Here is a 23,068-nt window from a genome sequence, read left to right as displayed (position 1 = left end):
CCTCACTTGCAGCCTCACTTGCAGCCTCACTTGGTCGTAGGCGCGGCCTTCGCTTTCTTGGATATTGCAGCGTCGCCAATGATTTCCGCGGCGCGCAATTCGTCGATTTCGGTGGCGCTGAGGCCCAGGATATCGCGCAGGACTTCCTCATTGTGCTGGCCGAGCGTCGGCGCCAGCCGGGTGATCGGGTAGGGCAGTTTTGCACTGCCTTCGCGATAGGCAACGGAGGGCAGTAGATGCGGGCCCATAAATACCTTGGTCACGGGCTGCCAATGTCCGACTGCGAGCAGGTGCGGATCGCCGGCGAGGTCCAATGGCAGTCGCGCGGTACCCGCGGGCACGCCGGCGTCCTGCAGCGTCACCATGGCCAGATCCGGTCGCACGGTTGTCGTCCAATGCCGGACCGCGACCTCGATACGGTCCTCCTCGGCGCGGCGGCCCTCGGCTGTGGCAAGTGCAGCATCTTCAGCCAGGTCGTTGCGATGCATGACCTTGCACAGCGCTCGCCATTCGTCGTCGCTGCGCACGGCAATGGTGATCCACTGATCTTCGCCGAGACAGGGAAAGCAACCGTTCGGCACGAAGCGCGGATGCCGGTTGCCGATGCGCGGGCCGGATTTGCCGGTGGCTGATTGCTCGATGACCGAGGGTGCGACAAGAGGCAGCAGGGCTTCCGTCGCACTGAGATCGATGTGTTGGCCGAGGCCGGTATTCTTCTGATGCATGAAGCCGAGCATCAATGCCGCCGCGGCACTGACGCCGCCGAAGGGATCGCCGAGCGCGGCATGCAGCATGGTCGGTGGATCGCCTTCGCGGCCGGTGACGGAGGGCAGGCCAGAGGCCTGCTCCAGCGTCGAGCCATAGGCACGGACGCCGCTCCATGGACCGGTCATGCCGAAGGCGGGCATCGTCACCACCACGAGACGCGGATTGATCTTGTGCATGGCTGCGGCATCGAGGCCCATGCGCGGCAGCACGTCGGCGGCATAATTGTCGATCACCGCATCGGCGTCGGCGAGCAGTTGTTTCAGCAGCTCCTTGCCGCGCGGATTGGTGAGATCCAGCGTGATGCCGCGCTTGTTGCGGTTCATCTGCTGAAACCAGTAGATCTTCTCGTAGGTGCGCTCGGGAAAATACGGGCCGCGCGGATCGGTGCCGCGAAACCAGTCCGGATATTGGCAGGACTCGACCTTGATGACGTCGGCGCCGAGATCGCCCATCTGCCGTGTTGCCGATGGCCCGGCCCAGCCCATGGTGAGATCGATAATGCGTAGGCCTTTCAGCGGCTGCGGATCATCGGGTGTTGCCTGCCGTGTCGCCATGCGTTGATGCGCGGGCAGCGCGTCGATCGTGTCGTCGCCGGCAAATGGCGCGCGGCCATTCGGTTTGGGGCGCGAGCCCGTCAGTGTTTGCGGTAGCACCGGCGCATCGAATGATGCCGTTCCAATCTCGACTTTCGCGAAGGCGCCGCGGTCGCGATAATATTGCTGCTTCAGCAGCGTCTCCATGTCCGGCACGACAGCGAGCGGAAGACGCAGTTCGATGCCCATCTCGAACCATTCGTTTGCGCTCTTGTGCATCAGGATGGGCTGGAAGATATCGAACAGCGCTTTGGAATTGTTGGTGCGCGCGAGACCGTCGTTGAACTGCGGCTCCGTCTCCAGTTCGGGAAGGCCGAGCATCACGCAGAATGCGGCCCATTGCGCCGGTGTCACGACGGTGATGCCGAGCCAGCCGTCCTTGGTCGGGAAATTGCCGACGGGATAGCCGCGGCCGAACCGGTTAATGGCCATGCGGGGCCGCGTGAAGCCGACTTCCAGCGCGAGTCCTGTGTCGAATTCGCTGATCTGCAGCATCGCCTCATGGGCGCTGACCGCAAAGCGTCGTGCGCCGGTGTTGCGATCATACATGCCGGCCAGCGTCGGGATGAACGCAGTGAGGCCGGCCATGACGGCGATCTGGCCGTCGCGCGGCAGCACCGGCGGGCCTTCCTGCGCACCGACCAGCTTCACGCTGCCCGCGAGACTGCGGCAGACAGAGTCCGTCGTCTGATAATTGCTGTAGAGCCCGTGTTCGCCGAACCACGAGATCGCGGTGATCGCGAGGCCCGGTTGCTCCTTGCGCAGATCATCCTGCGTCAGGAGTGAGTTCGGAATCTCCGAAGGCGCGCGCGCGTCGATCAGCAGGTCGCATGTCGCAAGCAATGCGCGGATACGCGCGACATCATCGGCCTTATTGAGATCGGCGATGACACTGCGCTTGTTGGTATTCAGCCAGGCGAAATATCCGCTCTCGCGGCGGCCATCGCCGGCATCGACGAGCGGCGGATAGTGCCGCGCAGGATCGCCGCCAGGCGGTTCGATCTTGATGACCTCGGCGCCGAAATCGGAAAACAGTTTGCCGCAGTAATCCAGCGTATCGCCGGATCCGATTTCCGCGACACGCAAATCCGATAATGGCAAGTTTGGCATTTCCGCCCGATCATTTTTTTATGTGTCGGGGCATCATGTCGAGATGTGTGCGGGCGTCAAGTCATTCGGCGCGCGCTGCAGCCTTGTCGAGCGCAATCGACATCGCCGAGATCAGTGGCTTCATGAAGAACGCATCATTGGCTGGATAGATGTCGGCCTCGAGGCCGTATGATTTCAATTCATCAGACACGACGGGACCAACCGATGCGATCGGTGTTTTCGCAAGTGCACTGCGCAATTGATCCTCACGGTCATGCGCCTTCGCAGCATCGACGAGACGACGCACCTGACCCGAACTCGTCAGCGCGATGGCATCGACGCGGCCGGCTTCCATTTCGTCGATGGCCGAGAGGATGTTCGTTTCAGCAGCCTTGGAGTCGTAGACGTAAGGCAGCACCGTATCGACCTCGGCGCCGCAGGCGGTGATCGCTGATATCAGAACGCTGTGGTCCTTCTCGGGATAGAGCTGCAGGCCGAGGCGATGGCCTTTGAGATCGAGCCGCGACAGCATTTCGGCGACGCCTTCGGAGGTCGGCTTCTCGGTGGTGATGTCAGCCTCGAGGCCGATCTCGCGCAAGGCGCGACCGGGCTTCGGGCCGCGTGCGAATTTGCGGGATTGGCCGACAGCCGCCACGAACTCTTTTTCGATGCCGCGTTGACGCACGATTTTCATCATCCGGCGCAACCCTTCGCCGGTCATGAGAACGAGGTCGTCGAACGGGTTAGCAATGAATCGGCCGATCCAGGCCTCGACCGGGGCGGAATCCGGCGCGTCCTCGATGGTGAACATCGGACATTGCAGCACATTGGCGCCCTGTTCGGTCAGCAGCCGGGAGAATTGCGCTTCCTCGCGGGTCTCTAGGATCAGGATGCGATAACCGTTGAGCTTGTCAGCCATATCCGTTTTCTGCCTGTTTTCGTTCGTTAATTCGCTGGCAATGACGTCCATATTGCAGCGCGCAATTGGATTGGCGCAAGCTTGCTTCGGATGATAGAGCAGGGCCTCAATTCCAGTTCACTTGAAGCAGATCAGCCCGTCCCATGTCCCATCAATTCGTCCTGACCCTGTCCTGTCCAGATCGCCCCGGCATCGTGTCCGCTGTATCGACCTTCCTGGCCCATAATGGCCAGAATATTCTCGATGCCCAGCAGTTCAACGATGTCGAAACCGGGCACTTCTTCATGCGCGTGGTGTTCAACGCCGCCGACGTGAATGTCGGTCTGGCGGCGCTGCAGACCGGCTTCGGGGCCATTGCCGAGCGCTTCAAGATGGACTGGCAGATGCGCGACCGGGCGACGCGTCGCCGCGTCATGCTGCTGGTGTCGAAGTCCGATCACTGCCTCGTCGATATCCTGTATCGCTGGCGCACCGGCGATCTCGACATGATCCCGACCGCGATCGTCTCGAACCATCCGCGCGAGGCCTTCAAGGATCTCGATTTCGGCGACATCCCGTTCCACCACATGCCGATCACCAAGGAGACCAAGCGCGAGCAGGAGCAGGCGATCTGGGATCTGGTCGGCACGACCGAGACCGAGCTCGTGGTGCTGGCGCGTTACATGCAGATCCTGTCCGACGAGATGTCGGCGAAACTGTCCGGCAAGTGCATCAACATCCACCACTCGTTCCTGCCGGGCTTCAAGGGCGCACGGCCCTATCACCAGGCCCATGCGCGCGGCGTCAAGCTGATCGGCGCCACGGCGCATTACGTGACCAGCGATCTCGACGAAGGTCCGATCATCGATCAGGACGTCGAGCGCATCAGCCATCGCGACACGCCGGAAGAACTCGTGGCCAAGGGCCGCGACATCGAGCGCCGCGTGCTGGCGCGCGCCGTGCGGTATCACCTCGAGGATCGCGTGATCCTCAACGGCAAGAAGACCGTCGTCTTTATGAATTGAGCGAGGCGTCGCGCGAAATTCGCGATCAGCGCACAGCCTCTGCAGAGGGCGATGTGGCGGGGTCCGGCCCCGTCATGGCGCCGGACTGCTGCTGCTCGTGCCGCTTCGCATAGGCTTCGTATTCAGGAGAGCCCGGACGCGGCGGCGCGTCTGCTGGCAGTCCGCCGGCCCATGCCGGGATGAGGTCGGCCATGCCGCCGGCCATGAATGAACTGATTGAGCCGCAACCGCCAAGGCTGCAGGACAGCAGCACGAGACAAACAAAAGCGGGGACGCGGCGGGCTACTGGCATCGTGGCAACGTGGTTTGAGGTGGTCTGCGGAATATAGCAGATCTGCGACGGGTTTTGCCGAGAATTCACGGCAAATCAATGGTCAAATATTACCGAGCGTGGCTGGACGGCCTCAGCGCTCCGGCAATCCGGCCGCGATGAGCGCCTGTTCGATCCGGCCGCGCGCTTCCATATATGCGGCGCTGACATTCTTGGTCGGGATCCCGATGTTGCTCACTGTCGAACCGGGCCGCAGCTTCAAGCCTTGCGTCAAAGCCGCCTGTGCTTCGTCCGTGCGGCCCAACCGCTGGTAGGCCGCGGCCAGCAGCACAAGCGGACGCCCGGAGGCCGGCGTGATGGCGATGGACCGTTGCAGCCAGGGCAATGCTTCTTCGTCGCGGCCCATCATCAGGTAGCTCACTCCCGCGCCAAGCAGCCAGGTCCAGCGCGACACCGGCGGCGTATCAAACCGGTTGGCTTGCTTGAACGTTGCCAGCGCGTCCTCGAACCGGCCAAGCGGAAGTTGCCCGAGGCCTATGTGGTACAACGCCATTCCGTTCCAGGGATCGAACGCCAATGTTCTGGCGCAAACCACCAGGCTTTCGACAAATTCATTGGTCGCGTTGAGAAAGCGGCAATAGGCTTCGAGCACCGGAATAGAACTGGGTCTGGTCCGCACCGCGCGCTCCAGCATGGCCTTGGCATTTTTCTCCGCTGCGGCGGCGTCGTCCGGGCCGTACCAGACCATCTGGATGCCGCGCATTTGCAGCGCCGCGAGCGCGACTTGCAGGTCGGCATTGTTGGGCTCTTCGGCGAGCGCTTTTTCCAGCATCGCCTGCGCCGTGGCGAAACGCTCGCGTGTGGTCTGGTTGATTGAGGCGATGGCCTGCTCGATCGCAACCCTGGCATTGCCGGGCGAACGGCCGACGGTTGCAGCGGTTCGTGCACCCGGCTCAAGAAGCGCGTTGATGCGAAGCGCGAGCGGATGTCCAAGTCCCGCCGCCAGCCGGGACCGTTGCATCCCGAGGTCTGGCTCTTCCAGGTCTGAATCCTTGAAGCTGACGGCCACCGGCACAGTCCACACCACTTCGCCGGTCGCCGTCCTAGTCATGCGCGCACGCAGCTCCCACGACCGCTCGCCTTTCGCCAGTTCGCCATTCACGACGAAGTCCGGTTGTGTCGCAAGTGGCGATGCCGGCTGCGGCGCGGTTTGCGTCATCACGCGAATATTGTCGATCTTCGCCAGGCCATCGACGAGACGCGTGGTCACGTTCGCTGCCGTCTCGGCGACCTGACTGTCGCTGCCCACACCGGCGATCGGCATCACGGCGATGGTCGGCGGCGCTCGCCCGAAGATGACATCCGGACCGAAGATCGGGGCGGCAACGGCCAGTCCAACGATCGCGCCGAGCCCCGCCATTGCGGCGAGCGCCGCGGGTCCGCGCAAGCCGAACAACCGCCGCCGTTCGACGGGTTCAGCGGCGGCCACGGCGCGGGCAGGCGCCCCGCTCAAGGCGGCCAGCGGCAACGCGGCTGGCGTCTCCACGGCGGCCGGTTCGGCCAACATCTCGACATCGAACATATAGCCGCGGCCGGACACGAGCTTGATCACCTGCCGCTGATCGTCGCCCAGCGCGGTACGAAGCTCCCGGATGCACTGAAACAGGCTGTCTTCGCCGACATGGACGTTCGGCCAGACCGCCTCCATCAGCTCCTGTTTGCTGATGATGCGGCCGGCGTTGGCTGCGAACAGCGCCAGCATATCGAAGGTTTTCGGCCGAAGCTTGATGGCTTTGCCGTCTGGCCCGCGCAGCTCGGCGCGCAGCCGATCAAATTCAAAGCCAGCAAAACGGTACACCGTGCCTCCGCGGTTTCCCGAAACCGTCCGGGGCCAGCAATTACCAGAAAACGCGCCGTGCGGGCGTCTGATCGCAAGATATCAGAAAAACTTCAGAAAATACGCGCGCTGCTTCAGGACGCCCGCGCGCCACCCGTGCGACGTTGATTCTGCCGTCTCGGGCCTTCGGTTGCCGAAATGCCCGAGCGACGGCGAACTGGAATGGGGTGGCGGGTGGCGCTAGGGCTTTTCAACCAGAGACTCGCCAACCAGAGACTTGGGCCGGCGCGCCGGCTGCGGGCCATTTTGCTGGCGTCGTCGGCACTGGGCCTGGCGCCCGTTTTGGCGGCGCTGCCGGCGGCGGCGCAGGATTCGACCTGGCTGCTCAATCCCGGCTCTAACAACTACAACCTGGCTGGTAACTGGAGCGCGGGGGTGCCGACCGGCACCGCGACATTCGGAGTCACGAACGCCGCCTCTGTGGTTATCACTGCCGATATTGTGTTCGACAGCTGGATTTTTTCCGCCGGGGCGCCGGCCTACACGTTCTCAAGCGACAATCTCAGAACGCTTGAGTTCAGCGGCGGCGGCATTTCCGTCCTTGGCGGCAGCGTCAATTTTATCAATGGCGGACTGCTGAATTTCAACAATGCCAGCACCGCTGGCAGCGCCACGCTGACGAACCCGGGTATTTTGTCTTTTAATCAAACCAGCACGGCCGGCAGCGCCAATATCGTCAACACCTACGTTTTGGGGTTTTATAATAACAGCACGGCCGCAAACGCTACCATCAACAGCAGCAATTCGATGTCGTTCAACGGAACGACGACAGCGGGCAATGCGAGGATCACGAATACCGGCAATCTCGCTTTCAACGCGAGCAGCACAGCCGGCAGCGCGACCATTACCAGTACCAATGACCTGTTTTTCAGTAATAGTGCGACGGCTGGCGGCGCCACGATCACCAATTCAAACTTGCTGCGTTTTCTTGACACAAGCAGCGCCGGAAACGCGTCCATTCTCAATGTCAACTTGATGTATTTCTACAACGCCTCCACGGCCGGCAGTGCGGCGATAACCAACGGCGGTTTGCTAAACTTTATAAGTACGAGTACGGGTGGCACCGCTGCGATTACCAATGGCGCGGCAGGCGTCACGGATTTCAGCGCTCATGTCGGCGCGCTTGGCGTCGGTTCGATTGCCGGCGGCGGCTCGTTCACCCTCGGCGCCAACCAACTGACCGTCGGCGGCAATGATCTGTCGACCAATGTCACCGGAATCATTGCTGATGGTGGCCATGGCGCCGGCGGCATCGGCGGGTCGCTTGTCAAAGCCGGCACCGGCACGCTGACATTGTCCGGCGCCAACACCTATACCGGTGCGACCACGGTCAATGGCGGCGCGCTGATCGTCAATGGCTCGATTGCCTCGTCATTGATGCTCACCGTCAACAATGGCGCCATGCTCGGTGGCACCGGCACGCTCGGCAACACGACGATTGCATCGGGCGGCACACTGGCGCCGGGCAACTCGATCGGCACCATCACCGTCAATGGCAACCTGACCTTCGGCGCCGGGTCGAACTACAATGTCGAGGTCTCGCCGTATTCATCCGACCGCACCAATGTCACCGGCAGCGCTACGCTGAACGGCGGCACTGTCAATGCCAGCTTCGCGGCGGGCTCTTACGTTGTCAGGCAATACGCCATCCTCAACGCTACCGGCGGTCTTGGTGGCACCACCTTCAACGCGCTCGTTAACAGCAATCTGCCGTCAGGCTTCAGGACCAGCCTGAGCTACGACGCCAACAATGCCTATCTGGATCTGGCGCTTGCCTTCATCGCGCCGCCGAACACGGGCCTCAGCGGCAATCAGTCCGGCGTCGGTAGCGCGCTGGTCAATTACTTCAACCGCAATGGCGGCATTCCGCTGGTCTATGGCGGACTGACCGCCACCGGGCTGACGCAGGCCTCCGGCGAGACTGCAACGGGATCGCAGCAGATCGCCATGGGGGCGACGACGCAGTTCATGGGATCGATGACCGACGTCTTTGCAGCAGGTCGCGGCGGCACGGCGCCGGGCGCGATGGGATTCGCCGACACCAACGCCGACACGTCGACAGCGAAGAGCCGTGCGGCGCGCGATGCCACTGCGATGTTCACCAAGGCGCCGCTGGCGCAAGCCTATGATCCGCGCTGGAGCGTGTGGGCGTCGGGCTTCGGCGGTTCGCAGACCACCGATGGCAATGCGGTCGCCGGTTCGAATACATCGAGCAGCCGCATCGGCGGCGTCGCCGTCGGCGCCGACTATCTGATCTCGCCCAACACCGTCGCCGGTTTTGCGATGGCCGGCGGCGGTACCAGCTTCAGCGTGACCGGCGGCGGCTCCGGCCACTCGGATCTGTTTCAGATCGGCGGCTTCGTGCGCCACAGCATCGGCTCGACCTATCTGTCCGGTGCACTGGCCTATGGCTGGCAGGACGTCACCACCAACCGCAGCGTAATGACGGATCAGTTGCAGGCGCGTTTCAGCCCCAATACGTTTTCGGGACGTTTTGAAGTCGGCAATCGCACCGTGACGTCATGGCAGGGCGGGCTCGGTCTCACGCCTTACGCCGCCGTCCAGTTCACCGCCGTCATGTTGCCGGCCTATGCGGAAACCGTTGCCGCCGGCAGCAACGCCTTCGCGCTCAGCTACACCTCCAAGACCGTGAACGACACCCGCAGCGAACTCGGCCTGCGCACCGACAAATCCTACGTGGTCGGCGATGCGCTGCTGACGCTGCGCGGCCGCGCGGCCTGGGCGCATGATTTCAACACAGACCGCGCCGCATCGGCGACGTTCATGTCGCTGCCCGGCGCCAGCTTCGTCGTCAATGGCGCAGCGGCGGCGCATGACGCCGCGCTCACCACGGCCTCGGCCGAGATGTCCTTCATCAGCGGCATCTCGCTCGCCGCGACCTTTGAAGGCGAGTTCTCCGATGTCACGCGCTCTTATGCCGGCAAGGGCCTGGTGCGTTACACATGGTGATTGAGTCTGCCTGATGGGTGGCGTCGGCTTGGCCGTCGTGCAAGGACGCGCCAACGGGTTGTGACTTTCCGGCGACATTGCCGGGGAATCTCCTGTCGAACCGACCATTTTTGGGGGCCGCGCGTCGCTTTGCGCAAAATGCGAGGACGGCGCGGTTCCATTGTGGCAGGGTCCGCTCCGATACACGGCTTCGCCGCGCCCTTGAGCGTCGAAATGCAACGGGGTGAGCGGGTGGCGATACGGGGTCTCAACGATCGATTCGGCGCGGCGCGGTGGTTGCGGGCCATTTTGCTGGCGTCGTCGGCGCTGTGCTTGGCGCCCTTTTGGGCGGCGCTGCCGGCGGCGGCGCAGGACGCAACCTGGCTGAGCGCGCCTGGCTCGGGCGACTTCAACACGGCAGCGAACTGGGGGCCGGCCGCGGTGCCGACCGGCACCGCGTTCTTCGGCACGTCCGGCGTCGCCGCGCTGTCATTTTCGGCCTCTACGACCCTCGGCGGCTGGACCTTCAATGCCGGTGCTTCGGCTTACAGCTTCACCGTCGGCAGCAGTCTCTTTTTCGTCGGCGCCGGCATCGTCGTCAACGGCGGCTCAGTCGACATCACCAACAACAGCGTCATGACTTTCGCCAACTCCAGCACGGCCGGCAGTGCCACCATCGCCAACAACTTCCAACTGCAATTCATTAACACCAGCACGGCCGGCAACGCGGCTATCACCAATGGCGCGGCGGGTACCACGGATTTCGGCGGATCGACCGGCCCCCTTGGCGACAACAAGCTCAGCGCCGGCTCGATCAACGGCGGCGGCACTTTCAGACTGGGCCAAAACGAGTTGACGGTCGGTGGCAACAACTTCTCCACCAACGTCACCGGCGTCATCGCCGACGGCGGCACCGGCGGCTCGCTGGTGAAGACCGGCGCCGGCACGATGATCCTGTCCGGGATCAACACCTACACCGGCGGCACGACCTTTGCCGGCGGCACGATTAGCGTCGCGCAGAATGCCAATCTCGGCGGCGCAGCGGGGGCGCTGACCTTCACCGGCGGCACGCTGCAGACGACTGCCGGCTTTTCATCGGCGCGCAGCATTGCTTTGGGCACTGGCGGCGGCACCCTGCAGGTCGATACCGGCACTCTCGAACTGTCCGGCAATATCGCGGACAGCGGCGGGACGCCTGGCGCATTGAACAAGACCGGCGCCGGCACACTGTCGCTCACCGGCAACAGCATTTATTCCGGCGCCACCAATATTCTTGCCGGCACGCTGCTCGCGAGCGGCTCGCTCAGCCCGGACAGCGCCTATACGATCGCGGCCGGCGCCACGCTGGCCCTCGACAGCCCGTTCCAGTTCATCGGCTCGCTGGCCGGCGCCGGCAGCGTGACCAATGCCAACGCCGCCGATGCGGTTCTGGTCGTCGGCCTCAACAATAGCAGCACGACCTTTGCCGGCGTGATCAGAGATGGCGCGGCGGCGAAGATGTCGCTGTGGATCGACGGCACCGGCGTCACGACACTGACCGGCGCCAACACCTATACCGGCGGCACCGCGATCTGCTTCTGCTCGACGCTGCAGATCGGCAATGGCGGCACCACCGGTTCGATCGTCGGCGATGTCGCCAACGGCGGCACGCTGATCTTCAATCGCTCGAACTTCTACAGCTTCGACGGAGTCATTTCCGACAGCGGCGCCGACCAGGGCAAACTGGTGAAGACCGGTGCGGGCAACACCGTGCTGAGCGGGATCAACACCTATACCGGGACGACGACGGTCGACGCTGGCACGCTCAGCGTCAACGGTTCAATCGCGTCGTCGTCGCTGACCACGGTGAATTCAGGCGGCACGCTCGGCGGCAACGGTTTTGTCGGCGACACGCTGATCAATGGCGGCACGCTGGCGCCCGGCAACTCGATCGGCACGCTCAATGTCACTGGCAGCCTGACGATGACGGCGGCATCGACCTATCTGGTGCAGATCTCCGGAGCATCATCCGACAAGACCATCGTCACCGGCACCGCGACGCTGGCTGGCAAGGTCACGGTCGATCCGCTGGCGCGCATCGCCGCGACGACGACCTATACGATCCTGACTGCCGGCGCGATCAGCGGCAGCTTCGACACGACAACCCTGGTCAACAACTTCGCGCGCAATGCGCGGCTGAGCTATGTGGGCAACGACGTGTTGCTGACCGTCGATCCCGGCCTGCTCAGCCCGAACCTGCCGGACAGTGCCAGCCGCAATCAGAAGGCCGTCGCAACTGCCATCGACAATGCGCTGGTGAGCGGCGGCACGATGCCGAGCCAGTTCAACGCGCTGTTTGCGCTCACCGGCGACGCGCTGCGCAACGCGCTGACGCAGACCTCGGGCGAAACCGCGACGGGATCGCAGCAGACGACCTTCAACGCCATGACGCAGTTCATGGGCATGATGACCGATCCGTTCAGCGCGGGCAGGGGATTCGATGCGCCGGGCGCGATGGGATATGCGGATGCGCGCAAGCCGCGTGATGCCTTCGCGATGTTCACCAAGGCGCCGCCGCTGACGCCATCATTCGAGACGCGCTGGAGCGTCTGGGCGTCGGGCTTCGGCGGCTCGCAGACCACCGACGGCAATGCGGCGACGGGATCGAACACCGCGCGCAGCAGCATCGGCGGCACCGCCGTCGGCGCCGATGTGCTGTTGTCGCCGAACACGGTGGCCGGTTTCTCGCTTGCGGGCGCCGGCACGAATTTCTCCGTGGCCAATGGCGGCAGCGGTCATTCGGACATGTTTCAGATGGGCGCCTTCGTGCGCCACAGCGTTTCGTCTGCCTATATCACCGCCGCGGCCGCCTATGGCTGGCAGGACATCACCACCGATCGCATCGTGACCGTCGCCGGCCTTGATCGCCTGCATGCGCAATTCAATGCGAATTCCTATTCGGCGCGGGTCGAAGGCGGTAACCGCACTGTGAGTTCATGGCTCGGCGGCGTCGGCGTGACGCCCTATGTCGCCGCGCAGGTGATCGCATTCGACCTGCCGTCCTATACGGAAACCGTCAATGGCGGCGCCAGCACCTTTGCGCTGAACTACGCGGGCAAGACAGTGACATCGACCCGCAGCGAACTCGGCCTGCGCACCGATAAGTCCTTCGCCGTCAACGATGCGATCCTGACGCTGCGTGGCCGCGCCGCATGGGCGCATGACTTCAACAGCGATCGCAGCGTGGCCGCCACGTTCCAGTCGCTGCCCGGCGCATCGTTCACGGTGTCCGGCGCAGCGCCGGCACGCGATGCGGCGCTGACCACCGCGTCGGCCGAGATGAGCTTCATCAGCGGCTTCTCGCTGGCAGCGACATTCGAGGGCGAGTTCTCGGACGTCACGCGCAGCTATGCCGGCAAGGGCGTTGCGCGTTATACGTGGTAGCAGGTGCCGAGGGCGCGGTGCGCTGCGCGCATTCGTTCGGCAGATATCTGAAAATAATCCTTGACGCCATTCCAATGCAGATTATATTCTCTTGCATCCCGTCCCACTTTGAGGGGCGTTGCCAGGGACGCTTGTTAGCGCGGGGCGGGATGTGGCGCCTGCGGGCGGGAGGGAGACGTTTCCTCACGCACTCGGGAGGCCCTGGGTCACCGTCCGGCCCCACTACGGGGGTCTGCCACTCATGCTGGCTGGACGTGGCATTGGTGAACGGCGGGAAACCGTCGGGATAAGCGGACTGCGGAGGTCTGCGCCTTTGCCCGGAAGAACGGTCCCGGGGACAGAAATCGCCACGATGGAGCGTCGAAAGGCGTTTCCGCGGCCTCTGCTGTCCGGCGATCCGGACACTACGCTGCGGCACTGTACCCAAGTCGCGCCTTTCGGCGCTTCATCTCCCTCATTCTTGAGGGAGGCCACCGGGACCGCCACGCACGCGCACAGGCGCGGGCAAGGACGGCGCGTGGCCGCACTCAGCCATGTCGTCTCACGCCGTGGTCTTGCGCTTCGATGCAGCGGGTTTGCGAACCTGTACCGCGTTGACCGCCGGTGCCTGTGCCAGCAGGCGGCCCAGCATGTCGATCAGCTTTTCGACTTCCTTCTCATCGAGGCAATCCAGCAGGACCCGTTCGCGGTCCAGCGCCAGCTCGATGATCCGGTCATGCAGCGCGCGGCCGGATTTGGTCAGGATGACGACGCGCCTGTTGTCGCCGGCCAGATCGGTCACTGTCACGCTGCCGTTATCGACCAGAGATTTAAGGGTGCGACTGACGAGACCCTTGTCGAGATCGAAATACTGGCAAATCTGTTGTGCGGTGCACGCGTCTTCGCTGGCGAGCTTCGAGAGGATTCGCCATTCCGTGACGCCGACGCCGAATTCGCGCCGATAGGCACTCGAGGCACCCGCGGCGAGCTTGTTGCCCAGGAAATTGATGAGCGCCGGTACATATCGTCCATGGTTGATCACCGGCTTTGTCATCTGGATACGATCTGCAATCTGAAATGAACGGAAATCGAGCGGCCCGTGAATGCTTGGCTAGACTTTAGCAGCATGCCACGATGCGTCGGAATTACGCAGTTCAACAGACCGCGTTGTGTTGTCAACCCAGCCGTTGACAGGTCAACATGGCTCCGTTATCGCGGGCGATCATCATCGCGGGCGACAGCGTATGGGGACTATGACTTCACGGCCTTGAAGAGCCGGCATCACCTACAGAGGAGGAATTAATGCTGAGGAATTTCATTTCCGCGACCGTGGCTGCTGTCGGCGTGCTGTCCATCGGCGGGCTCGCGCAGGCGCAGGAGACCGTCAAGATCGGTCTGATCGTGCCGATGACCGGCGGCCAGGCTTCGACCGGCCAGCAGATCAACAACGCCATCAAGCTCTATCAGCAGAAGAACGGCGACACCGTTGCCGGCAAGAAAGTCGAAATCATCCTCAAGGATGACGCGGCGCTGCCGGACAATACCAAGCGCCTCGCGCAGGAACTGATCGTCAACGAGAAGGTCAACATCATCGCCGGCTTCGGCGTCACGCCGGCTGCGTTGGCCGCTGCGCCGCTCGCGACCCAGGCCAAGGTGCCAGAGATCGTGATGGCTGCCGGCACCTCGATCATCACCGAGCGCTCGCCCTATATCGTGCGCACCTCGTTCACGCTGGCGCAGTCCTCCACCATCATCGGCGACTGGGCCGCCAAGAACGGCATCAAGAAAGTCGCGACGCTGACCTCCGACTACGCACCGGGCAACGACGCACTGCAGTTCTTCAAGGAACACTTCACCGCCGGTGGCGGCGAGATCGTCGAAGAGGTCAAGGTGCCACTCGCCAATCCGGATTTCGCGCCGTTCCTGCAGCGCATGAAGGACTCAAAGCCCGACGCGGTGTTCGTGTTCGTGCCTGCAGGGCAGGGCGGCAACTTCATGAAGCAGTATGCCGAGCGTGGCCTCGACAAGTCCGGCATCAAGGTGATCGGACCCGGCGACGTGATGGACGACGACCTGCTGAACAATATGGGCGATGCGGCCTTGGGCGCCGTGACTGCGCATCTGTATTCGGCAGCGCATCCCTCCGCGATGAACAAGGAGTTCGTTGCGGCCTACAAGAAGGCGTACAACACCCGTCCGGGCTTCATGGCGGTCGGCGGCTGGGACGGCATTCATCTCGTCTACGAAGCGCTGAAGAAGACCGGCGGCAAGGCCGATGGCGACAGCCTGATCGCGGCGATGAAGGGCATGAAGTGGGAGAGCCCCCGCGGCCCGATCTCGATCGATCCGGAGACCCGCGACATCGTGCAGAACATCTATATCCGCAAGGTCGAGAAGGTGGACGGCGAACTCTACAACATCGAATTCGCGACCTTCGAGGCGGTGAAGGATCCCGGCAAGACGAAGAAGTAACTTTCGCAATAGCGCACTGCCGCCAGTAGCATCCCTCCCCCTTGCGGGGAGGGTCGGCCGATAGGCCGGGGTGGGGGTGCCCCACGCTCCGTCCTATCGTGGGGCACCCCCACCCGACCGGCCTGACGGCCGGCCACCCATAGCGGGCGAGGTCGCCCGCTAGACCCCACGCAAGCGCGGGGGAGGGATAAGAAAGAAAGTGCTCACCATCCCATGACCCTTCTCACCATTCTGTTCGACGGCGTCGCCTACGGCATGTTGCTGTTCGTGCTGGCGTGCGGGCTGGCGGTGACGCTGGGCCTGATGAACTTCGTCAACCTCGCGCACGGCGCCTTCGCCATGGCGGGCGGTTATGCCTGCGCGATCCTGGTCAATCGCGCCGGCCTGCCATTCTTTGCGGCTTTGCCGATTGCTTTTGTGGTGAGCGCTGCGATCGGCGCCGTGCTGGAGCGATCGCTATATCGCCATCTCTACACGCGCAGCCATCTCGACCAAGTGCTGTTCACCATCGGCCTCGTCTTCATGTCGGTGACGGCGATGGACTATTTCATGGGCTCGGCACAGACCTTCATCCATCTCCCGGATTATCTGCAGGGTCAGATCAATCTGTTCGGCCTTGGCGTCGGCCGCTATCGCCTGATGATCATCGTGATCTGCGGATTGCTCACCATCGCATTGCAGATGATCCTATCGAAGACGCGCTTCGGCAGCCGCCTGCGCGCCGCGGTCGATGATCCGCGCGCTGCGTCGGGTTTGGGTATCAACGTCCCGCAGGTCTTCGCGCTGACCTTCGCGTTCGGCTGCGGATTGGCTGGCATGGGCGGCGCACTTGGCGCGGAAATCCTCGGCCTCGATCCGTATTTCCCGCTGAAGTTCATGATCTACTTCCTGATCGTGGTGACGGTCGGCGGCTCGTCCAGCATCACCGGGCCGTTCCTGGCCTCGCTGCTGCTGGGCATCGGCGATGTCGCCGGCAAATATTACGTGCCGAAACTCGGCGCCTTCGTGATCTACACCATGATGATCGTGATCCTGATCTGGCGCCCGAACGGCCTGTTTGGCCGTACGGCGGCGCGGTGAGGGCGTCATGACAGCCAACAGCACCACCCATCCGGAAGTCGGCACCTTCGCCATGGCGCGCGCGCAATGGCGCTGGCCCGAAGTCGTGTTCTGGCTCGCCGCCGCAGGCTGCATCCTGCTGTTCCCGAACCGCTACCTGATCCTGACCGAGATCGCCTGGCTCGCGCTGTTTGCGCTCTCGCTCGATCTCATCCTCGGCTATGCCGGCATCGTGTCGCTCGGCCACGCCGCATTCTTTGGCTTTGGCGGCTATGCGGCGGGACTCCTCGCATTACACGGCATCGTCACCGAGCCGGTGATTGCATTGGTCGTGGCTGGTCTTGCCGCGATGGCGCTTGGCTTCGTGACGAGCTTTCTCGTCATGCGCGGGTCAGATCTGACGCGGCTGATGGTGACGCTCGGTATTGCGCTGTTACTGCGCGAACTCGCCAACCGCTTTTCAAATATCACCGGTGGCTCCGATGGCCTTCAGGGCATCGAGATGGCGCCGATCCTCGGCCAGTTCTCGTTCGATATCTTCGGCAAGGTCGGCTTCATCTATTGTCTCTGCGTGCTGTTCGTCTTGTTCCTGCTGGCGCGACGCATCGTGCATTCGCCGTTCGGCCTGTCGCTGCGAGCGATCCGCAACAATCCGCTGCGCGCCTCGGCGATCGGCATCCCCGTCAATCGTCGGCTGATCGCAATCTACACCATCGCCGCCTTCTATGCGGGTGTTGCCGGCGCACTCTCGACGCAGACGACGGCGCTGGCCTCGCTCGATGGTTTCGCCTTCGATCGCTCCGCCGACCTGATGCTGGTGCTAATCATTGGCGGCACCGGCTATCTCTATGGCGGCTTGATCGGTGCGGTGATCTTCAAACTGCTGCAGGAGCTGTTCTCGACACTGACGCCGCAATACTGGCAGTTCTGGATCGGCGCCGTGCTGGTGGTCATCGTGCTGATCGGTCGCGACCGCATGCATCGCTGGGCGATGTTCCTGCCGCGCCTGATCGCAAGCAAGTTCAGCCGCGCCAAGACGCCGGTCGTTGCGCCGGAAGGTGAGGCGCCATGACCATCGCGCTGGAAACCGTCAATCTCGAAAAATCCTTCGGTGGGCTCCGGGTCACGCGCGATCTGTCGCTGAAGATCGAGGCCGGTGCGCGCCACGCGCTGATCGGCCCGAACGGTGCCGGCAAGACAACCGTGATCAATCTTCTGACCGGCGTGCTCAAGCCCAATTCCGGCCGCATCTTGCTCGAGGGCAACGACATCACCGGGCTGCCGGTGCACAAGCGCGTGTTGCGCGGGCTGTCGCGCACCTTCCAGATCAATCAGCTCTATCCCGACATGACGCCGCTGGAGACGGTCGGTCTCGCTGCGTCCGAACATCTCGGCCATGGCAGCGACTGGTGGCGTCGCATGGGCACCCGCAGTGACGTCAATGACGCGATCGCGGAAAACCTCGCGCGCTTTCATCTGCTCGACGTCATGAATGAGCCGACGGCGACATTGCCCTATGGCAAGCAGCGCCTGCTCGAGATCGCCGTCGCCATCGCCACCAAGCCGCGCGTGCTGCTGCTCGACGAGCCGGCTGCGGGTGTGCCGGAAAGCGAGCGCCACGATATTCTCTCGGCCGTCGCCAGCCTGCCGCGCGATGTCACCGTGCTGCTGATCGAGCACGACATGGATCTGGTATTCTCCTTTGCCGATCGCATCTCCGTGCTGGTCGCGGGCGCCATGCTGGTGGAAGGTCCCCCGGACGAAGTGGCGCGCGATCCGCGCGTCAAGGCCGTGTATCTGGGCGAGGGCGCCGATGTCTGACCTTCTCGACATCGATGACCTGCGCGCGGGCTATGGCGAAGCCGTGGTCATTCCCAAGATGACGCTGCAACTGGGCGAAAGCCAGGTGCTGGCGCTGCTCGGGCGCAATGGCACCGGCAAGACCACGCTGATCAATTCCATCGTCGGCGTCACCCGCCGCTTCAGCGGCACGCTGAAGCTTGGCGGGAAGGACATTACGTCGCTGCGGCCGGACCAGCGCGCCCGCGCCGGCATCGGCTGGGTGCCGCAGGAGCGCAATATCTTCCGCTCGCTCACCGTGGAAGAAAACATGACCGCCGTGGCGCAGCCTGGGCCATGGGACATCAAGAAGATCTATGAGATGTTTCCGCGGCTCGAAGAGCGCAAGAACAATTTCGGCAATCAACTGTCCGGCGGTGAACAGCAAATGCTGGCGATTGGGCGTGCGCTAACGCTCAATCCGCAGGTGCTGCTGCTGGATGAACCGACCGAAGGCCTTGCGCCGATCATCGTCGATGAGTTGCTGGCGGCGCTGGGCAAGATCACACGCGCCGGCGGCATCTGTTCCATCATCGTGGAACAGAATGCCCAAAAAATACTCGGGCTTGCCGATCGTGTCGTGATATTGGAACGCGGCACCATCGTGCATGATGCAACGAGTGCTGCTTTGAAATCCGATCCTGCCGTGCTGGAGCATTTCCTCGGCGTCGCCGGCGCGGCCGGCAGCAAGAACAAACACACGGCCGGCACACCCGGCTGATCTGCAAACCGAGCATTCTGGAGTAACGACTATGCAGAGAACCAAAGCCCCGTTCCGTGCCGACGAAGTCGGCAGCCTGTTGCGGCCAGCATCGATCAAGGAAGCACGCGCCAAGCTGGAGAAGGGCGAGATTTCGGCTGACGATCTGCGCAAGGTCGAAGACATCGAGATCGAGAAGGTTGTGCATCGCCAGGCCTCGACCGGCCTCAAGCTCGCCACCGACGGCGAGTTCCGTCGTTCGTGGTGGCACTTCGACTTCCTCGCCAAGCTGACTGGCTGCGAACTCTATCATCCTGACACCGGCATCCAGTTCACCGGCGTCGAGACCCGTCATGACTCGGTACGCGTGATCGGCAAGGTGGATTTCCCCGACGATCATCCGATGCTTGCGCACTTCAAGTTCCTGAAGAAGCACTGCGACACCGCCGGCGTCACTGCCAAGATGACCATCCCGTCGCCGGCAGTTCTGCATTTCCGCGGCGGTCGCAAGGCGATCTCGAAGGACGTCTATCCGGATATCGAAGTGTTCTTCGAGGATCTCGCCAAGACCTATCGCAAGGCCGTGAAGGCGTTCTACGACGCCGGTTGCCGCTACCTGCAGTTCGACGATACGGTCTGGGCCTATCTCTGCTCGGAAGATGAGCTGAACAAGGTCCGTGCGCGCGGCGAGGATGCCGACAATCTGCAGCAGATCTATTCGCGCATCATCAATTACGCGATCGCCGAGCGTCCTGCGGATATGGTGATCACCACGCATGTCTGCCGCGGCAACTTCCGCTCCACCTGGATTTCGTCCGGTGGCTACGAGCCAGTGGCTGAAACGCTGCTCGCTGGTACCAATTACGACGGCTACTTTCTCGAATACGATTCGGATCGTGCCGGCGGCTTCGAACCGCTACGCTTCCTGCCGAAGGGCAACAAGGTCGTCGTGGTCGGTGTCATCACCTCGAAGTTCGGTGAGCTCGAGAAGAAGGAAGACATCAAGGCGCGCTTGCAAGAGGCTTCGAAGTTCGCGCCGCTCGAGCAGCTGGCCGTGTCGCCGCAATGCGGTTTTGCATCGACCGAGGAAGGCAATATCCTCAGCGAGGAAGAGCAGTGGGCCAAGCTCAAGCTTGCGGTCGATGTCGCGAACGAGCTCTGGGGCAAGTAAGCCCGCTGTCGCCTGACTGGCGGCTCGCCAACAAAAATGCCCGGCTTTTGCCGGGCATTTGCATTTAGTCTCCTGACGATGAGCTCTCAGGACTTGCCGCGGCCCACGCTTTCATAGGTGAAGCCGGCCTTCTCCATCTCCTCGGGGCGGTAGATGTTGCGCAGGTCCACGATGACCGCCTGCTTCATCTTCTGCTTCACTTGCGCGAGGTCGAGCGCGCGGAATTGTTCCCACTCGGTCACGATCACCAGCGCGTCGGCGCCAGTCGCGCATGCATAGGCATCGTCGCAATAGGTGATATCCGGCAGTTCGTGCTTGGCCTGTTCCATACCGACGGGATCGTAGGCCTGCACGGTCGCGCCGAGATCCTGAAGTGCGGTGATCAAGGGGATTGACGGCGCCTCGCGCATGTCGTCGGTATTGGGCTTGAACGTCAGTCCGAGCACGCCGACGGTCTTGCCGCGCAGATTGCCACCTAGCGCGGCAGAAACCTTGCGGGCCATGGCGCGCTTGCGGTTATCGTTGACGGTGAGGACGGCCTCGACGATCCGCAGCGGCGCGTCGTAGTCCTGACCGGTCTTGACCAGTGCGCGGGTATCCTTCGGAAAACACGAGCCACCGAAGCCGGGACCCGCATGCAGGAACTTCGCGCCGATGCGGTTATCGAGGCCGATGCCACGCGCGACGTCCTGGACATCCGCGCCGGTTCGCTCGGCCAGGTCAGCGATTTCATTGATGAACGTGATCTTGGTCGCGAGAAATGCGTTGGCGGCGTATTTGATCAGCTCGGCGGTGCGCCGACCCGTATACATGATGGGCGCCTGATTGAGATAAAGCGGGCGATAGATCTCCGAGATCACCGTGCGTGCGCGCTCGTCGTCGGTGCCGACAACGATCCGGTCCGGATGCTTGAAGTCGCGGATCGCGGCGCCCTCGCGCAGGAATTCCGGGTTTGACGCCACGGCGACGTCGGCGTCGGGATTGGCTTCCTTGATGATGCGTTCCACATCGTCGCCGGTGCCGACAGGCACGGTCGACTTGGTGATGACCACGGTAAAATTGCGCAGGTTGGCAGCGATCTCGCGCGCGGCGGCGTGCACGTAGCTGAGATCAGCGTGGCCATCGCCGCGGCGGGACGGGGTGCCGACCGCGATGAACACGGCATCCGCCGTCTTCACGGCTTCACTGAGGTCGAGACTGAAGCCGAGCCGGCCGCTTTTCACATTGCTGGCCACCAGCGCGTCCAGGCCGGGCTCGAAGATCGGGATCTCGCCACGGAGCAGGGCGTCGATCTTGCTGCTGTCCTTGTCCACGCAGATCACGTTATGGCCGAAATCGGCGAAGCAGGCGCCGGACACAAGGCCGACGTAACCGGTGCCGATCATCGCAATGCGCATGGAGAAAGCCCGTTTTGAGTGATCGAGAGGCGAGAATTTGAACTTGGCACATCCTAGCAGAAGCGCGCGACTTTCACACGACGGCAGGCGGATCGAAGGGGGCATTTCATCTGTGGGCAGACTGTGCTAAAGAGTGGGCCAAGCATAATTCTGCCCACTTCCGGTCATATCCCCGCACATGAAGAACGATCAGATCCTCGGAATCATCTCGGATTTCTGCCGACAGGCGGAGATGGCGGAGTCGACCTTCGGTCGCCGGGCCGTCAACGACGGCAAGCTGGTCAATCGCCTGCGTGAGGGAAAGCGCATCACCATCGACACGCTGGAGCGGATCCAGGCCTTCATTGCCCAATCGATGCCGGAGGGCGTGCCGCCGCCACGCGGGCTGGAGCCGCCAATCGAACGTCGCGATCCGCGCAGCAATTTCCGCTTCTTCGAGAATCGGCAGAAATACCTGCTGTTTGTCCATACCTGCTCGGAAAAGCGGGTCATTGCCGATCGCGTCGGCCTCGAATTGGCAAGCATCCATCCGCGCCCGCCAGCGCTGCGGGTGTTCGATGCGGGCGTTGGCGACGGCACGGTGCTGGCGCGGGTGATGCGCTCGATGCACGGCCGTTTTCCGCATATGCCGTTCTATATCGCCGGCAAGGAGCTCAGCCTCGAGGACGTCCGGCTGACGCTGGACAAGGTGCCGGATCGGCTGTTCGAACATCCGGCCACGGTCTTCGTCCTGACCAACATGCATTATGCCGAGGCGCCCACACTGACCCCGGCATCGCCGGCCGCCGCGGCCGCCATGATCTGGCACGAAGTTCCGCTGCGGGGGGCTTCGTCCGGCGAATTCGCCGACCAGATCGCCGGACTTGGAGCTTTTCTTGAGGACAACTGGCGGGCCAGCATCAACCCCCGATCAGGCATGCCGACCTATGAACGGCCCGTGGCGCTGGTGGTTTATCGCGAGGATCACCGGTTCCTGCTGGATTCTATTATCCCCCGCGCAGGGCGCACGGAGGCCAATTTTGACCTGATTATCGCCTCCCAGCCCTATCGGGCGAAGTCTTCGGTGCAATTTCGGGCCAAACGGATTATGGCGCCGCTGGCCCGGGCCCTGCGGGCAGGTGGGCGACTGATCGGTATCCACTCGCATGGGCAGGACCCCGGTATGGAGATCGTCCAAGCCGTCTGGCCCAAAGAAAACCCTTTCGCCGTGAGCCGTCATGAGCTATTGCGCGCAGTGAAATACGAGCTGGGCTCAGCCGGCCGCGATCTGAACTTCAATGCCTATTCCGACCAGCGGTCGATCTTTCGCTACGCCATGGAGGCGCTGCCGAACGAGGTGACCGGATCGATCGGAACTTCGACGGCTTTTGCAGCGTGGAACGCGGCGGTTTACGTGGCTCAAATCGAGGATGACCGTTTGACGGAAGTGACGGAGAGCGGCCGTTACCTGGATGCTACCCGAGAAGTTCTGCGCAAGCACAACGGTCTCTGGTTCTACGACGAATCCTACGTCATCTCGCGGCGTCGCGACTGACATT

At 62.9% G+C, this 23,068-nt stretch carries 16 protein-coding genes; 10 read left to right on the top strand and 6 right to left on the bottom strand.

Annotated features, from left to right (window positions below; all coding sequences use genetic code 11):
* Nucleotides 1–26: 26 nt before the first annotated feature.
* Together AB8A23_RS24730 and AB8A23_RS24725 are read right to left on the bottom strand one after the other, a co-directional pair.
* Entirely contained in the window at nt 27–2,471 is a 2,445-nt protein-coding gene (locus AB8A23_RS24730) for a CoA transferase (protein WP_439057826.1), read from the bottom strand.
* A gap of 61 nt (nt 2,472–2,532) precedes the next feature.
* Nucleotides 2,533–3,369 carry a uroporphyrinogen-III synthase gene (locus tag AB8A23_RS24725; protein ID WP_439057827.1) on the bottom strand — a complete coding sequence of 279 codons (837 nt, stop codon included), beginning with the start codon at nt 3,367–3,369 and terminating at the stop codon, nt 2,533–2,535.
* 143 nt (nt 3,370–3,512) lie between these two features.
* On the opposite strand from AB8A23_RS24725, the gene purU reads away from it, so the two are divergent.
* The gene (purU, locus tag AB8A23_RS24720) at nt 3,513–4,373 is read left to right on the top strand and encodes a formyltetrahydrofolate deformylase (RefSeq protein WP_439057828.1); all 861 of its coding nucleotides are present in this window, start codon (nt 3,513–3,515) and stop codon (nt 4,371–4,373) included.
* 25 nt (nt 4,374–4,398) lie between these two features.
* Here purU and AB8A23_RS24715 read toward each other — a convergent pair whose 3' ends face one another.
* Nucleotides 4,399–4,566, bottom strand: coding sequence for a hypothetical protein (locus tag AB8A23_RS24715; RefSeq protein WP_439057829.1), 168 nt, complete (start codon nt 4,564–4,566; stop codon nt 4,399–4,401).
* Between the two features lie 211 nt (nt 4,567–4,777).
* Entirely contained in the window at nt 4,778–6,502 is a 1,725-nt protein-coding gene (locus tag AB8A23_RS24710) for a winged helix-turn-helix domain-containing protein (protein WP_439057830.1), read from the bottom strand.
* Between the two features lie 213 nt (nt 6,503–6,715).
* Between AB8A23_RS24710 and AB8A23_RS24705 the strand changes: the two genes are divergently transcribed.
* Nucleotides 6,716–9,511 carry an autotransporter outer membrane beta-barrel domain-containing protein gene (locus AB8A23_RS24705; protein WP_439057831.1) on the top strand — a complete coding sequence of 932 codons (2,796 nt, stop codon included), beginning with the start codon at nt 6,716–6,718 and terminating at the stop codon, nt 9,509–9,511.
* Nucleotides 9,512–9,823: 312 nt separating this feature from the next.
* Entirely contained in the window at nt 9,824–12,913 is a 3,090-nt protein-coding gene (locus AB8A23_RS24700; protein ID WP_439057832.1) for an autotransporter outer membrane beta-barrel domain-containing protein, read from the top strand.
* Between the two features lie 541 nt (nt 12,914–13,454).
* On the opposite strand, the gene AB8A23_RS24695 is transcribed toward AB8A23_RS24700, so the two are convergent.
* Nucleotides 13,455–13,946, bottom strand: coding sequence for a MarR family winged helix-turn-helix transcriptional regulator (locus AB8A23_RS24695; RefSeq protein WP_068738189.1), 492 nt, complete (start codon nt 13,944–13,946; stop codon nt 13,455–13,457).
* Nucleotides 13,947–14,194: 248 nt separating this feature from the next.
* Between AB8A23_RS24695 and AB8A23_RS24690 the strand changes: the two genes are divergently transcribed.
* The 6 genes from AB8A23_RS24690 (at nt 14,195) to AB8A23_RS24665 (ending at nt 20,133) form a co-directional block, all read left to right on the top strand.
* The gene (locus AB8A23_RS24690) at nt 14,195–15,364 is read left to right on the top strand and encodes an ABC transporter substrate-binding protein (RefSeq protein WP_068738187.1); all 1,170 of its coding nucleotides are present in this window, start codon (nt 14,195–14,197) and stop codon (nt 15,362–15,364) included.
* Nucleotides 15,365–15,577: 213 nt separating this feature from the next.
* Nucleotides 15,578–16,444, top strand: a complete 867-nt coding sequence (locus tag AB8A23_RS24685; RefSeq protein ID WP_068738185.1) for a branched-chain amino acid ABC transporter permease — start codon at nt 15,578–15,580, stop codon at nt 16,442–16,444.
* A 52-nt stretch (nt 16,445–16,496) separates the two neighbouring features.
* Nucleotides 16,497–17,495: a branched-chain amino acid ABC transporter permease gene (locus AB8A23_RS24680; RefSeq protein WP_439060461.1), complete on the top strand. Its 999-nt coding sequence runs from the start codon at nt 16,497–16,499 to the stop codon at nt 17,493–17,495.
* Nucleotides 17,492–18,244 (top strand): ABC transporter ATP-binding protein, encoded by a 753-nt coding sequence (locus tag AB8A23_RS24675; RefSeq protein WP_089268231.1) that lies wholly within the window; start codon nt 17,492–17,494, stop codon nt 18,242–18,244. Before AB8A23_RS24680 ends, AB8A23_RS24675 begins: the two co-directional genes overlap by 4 nt.
* Nucleotides 18,237–18,983 (top strand): ABC transporter ATP-binding protein, encoded by a 747-nt coding sequence (locus AB8A23_RS24670; protein ID WP_439057833.1) that lies wholly within the window; start codon nt 18,237–18,239, stop codon nt 18,981–18,983. Before AB8A23_RS24675 ends, AB8A23_RS24670 begins: the two co-directional genes overlap by 8 nt.
* 31 nt (nt 18,984–19,014) lie before the next feature.
* Nucleotides 19,015–20,133, top strand: a complete 1,119-nt coding sequence (locus AB8A23_RS24665; protein WP_439057834.1) for a cobalamin-independent methionine synthase II family protein — start codon at nt 19,015–19,017, stop codon at nt 20,131–20,133.
* Nucleotides 20,134–20,219: 86 nt separating this feature from the next.
* Here the strand turns inward: AB8A23_RS24665 and AB8A23_RS24660 are convergent, their stop codons facing one another.
* Entirely contained in the window at nt 20,220–21,530 is a 1,311-nt protein-coding gene (locus tag AB8A23_RS24660) for a UDP-glucose dehydrogenase family protein (RefSeq protein ID WP_439057835.1), read from the bottom strand.
* A 178-nt stretch (nt 21,531–21,708) separates the two neighbouring features.
* Between AB8A23_RS24660 and AB8A23_RS24655 the strand changes: the two genes are divergently transcribed.
* Nucleotides 21,709–23,064, top strand: a complete 1,356-nt coding sequence (locus tag AB8A23_RS24655; protein ID WP_089268228.1) for a hypothetical protein — start codon at nt 21,709–21,711, stop codon at nt 23,062–23,064.
* Nucleotides 23,065–23,068: the final 4 nt, after the last annotated feature.

The sequence above is a fragment of the Tardiphaga sp. 619_E2_N8_4 genome (assembly GCF_051810905.1).
Lineage (GTDB): Bacteria > Pseudomonadota > Alphaproteobacteria > Rhizobiales > Xanthobacteraceae > Tardiphaga > Tardiphaga robiniae.
The sequence above is the reverse complement of the archived record's forward strand: the minus strand, read 5'-3'. Positions and strand labels throughout refer to the sequence as shown.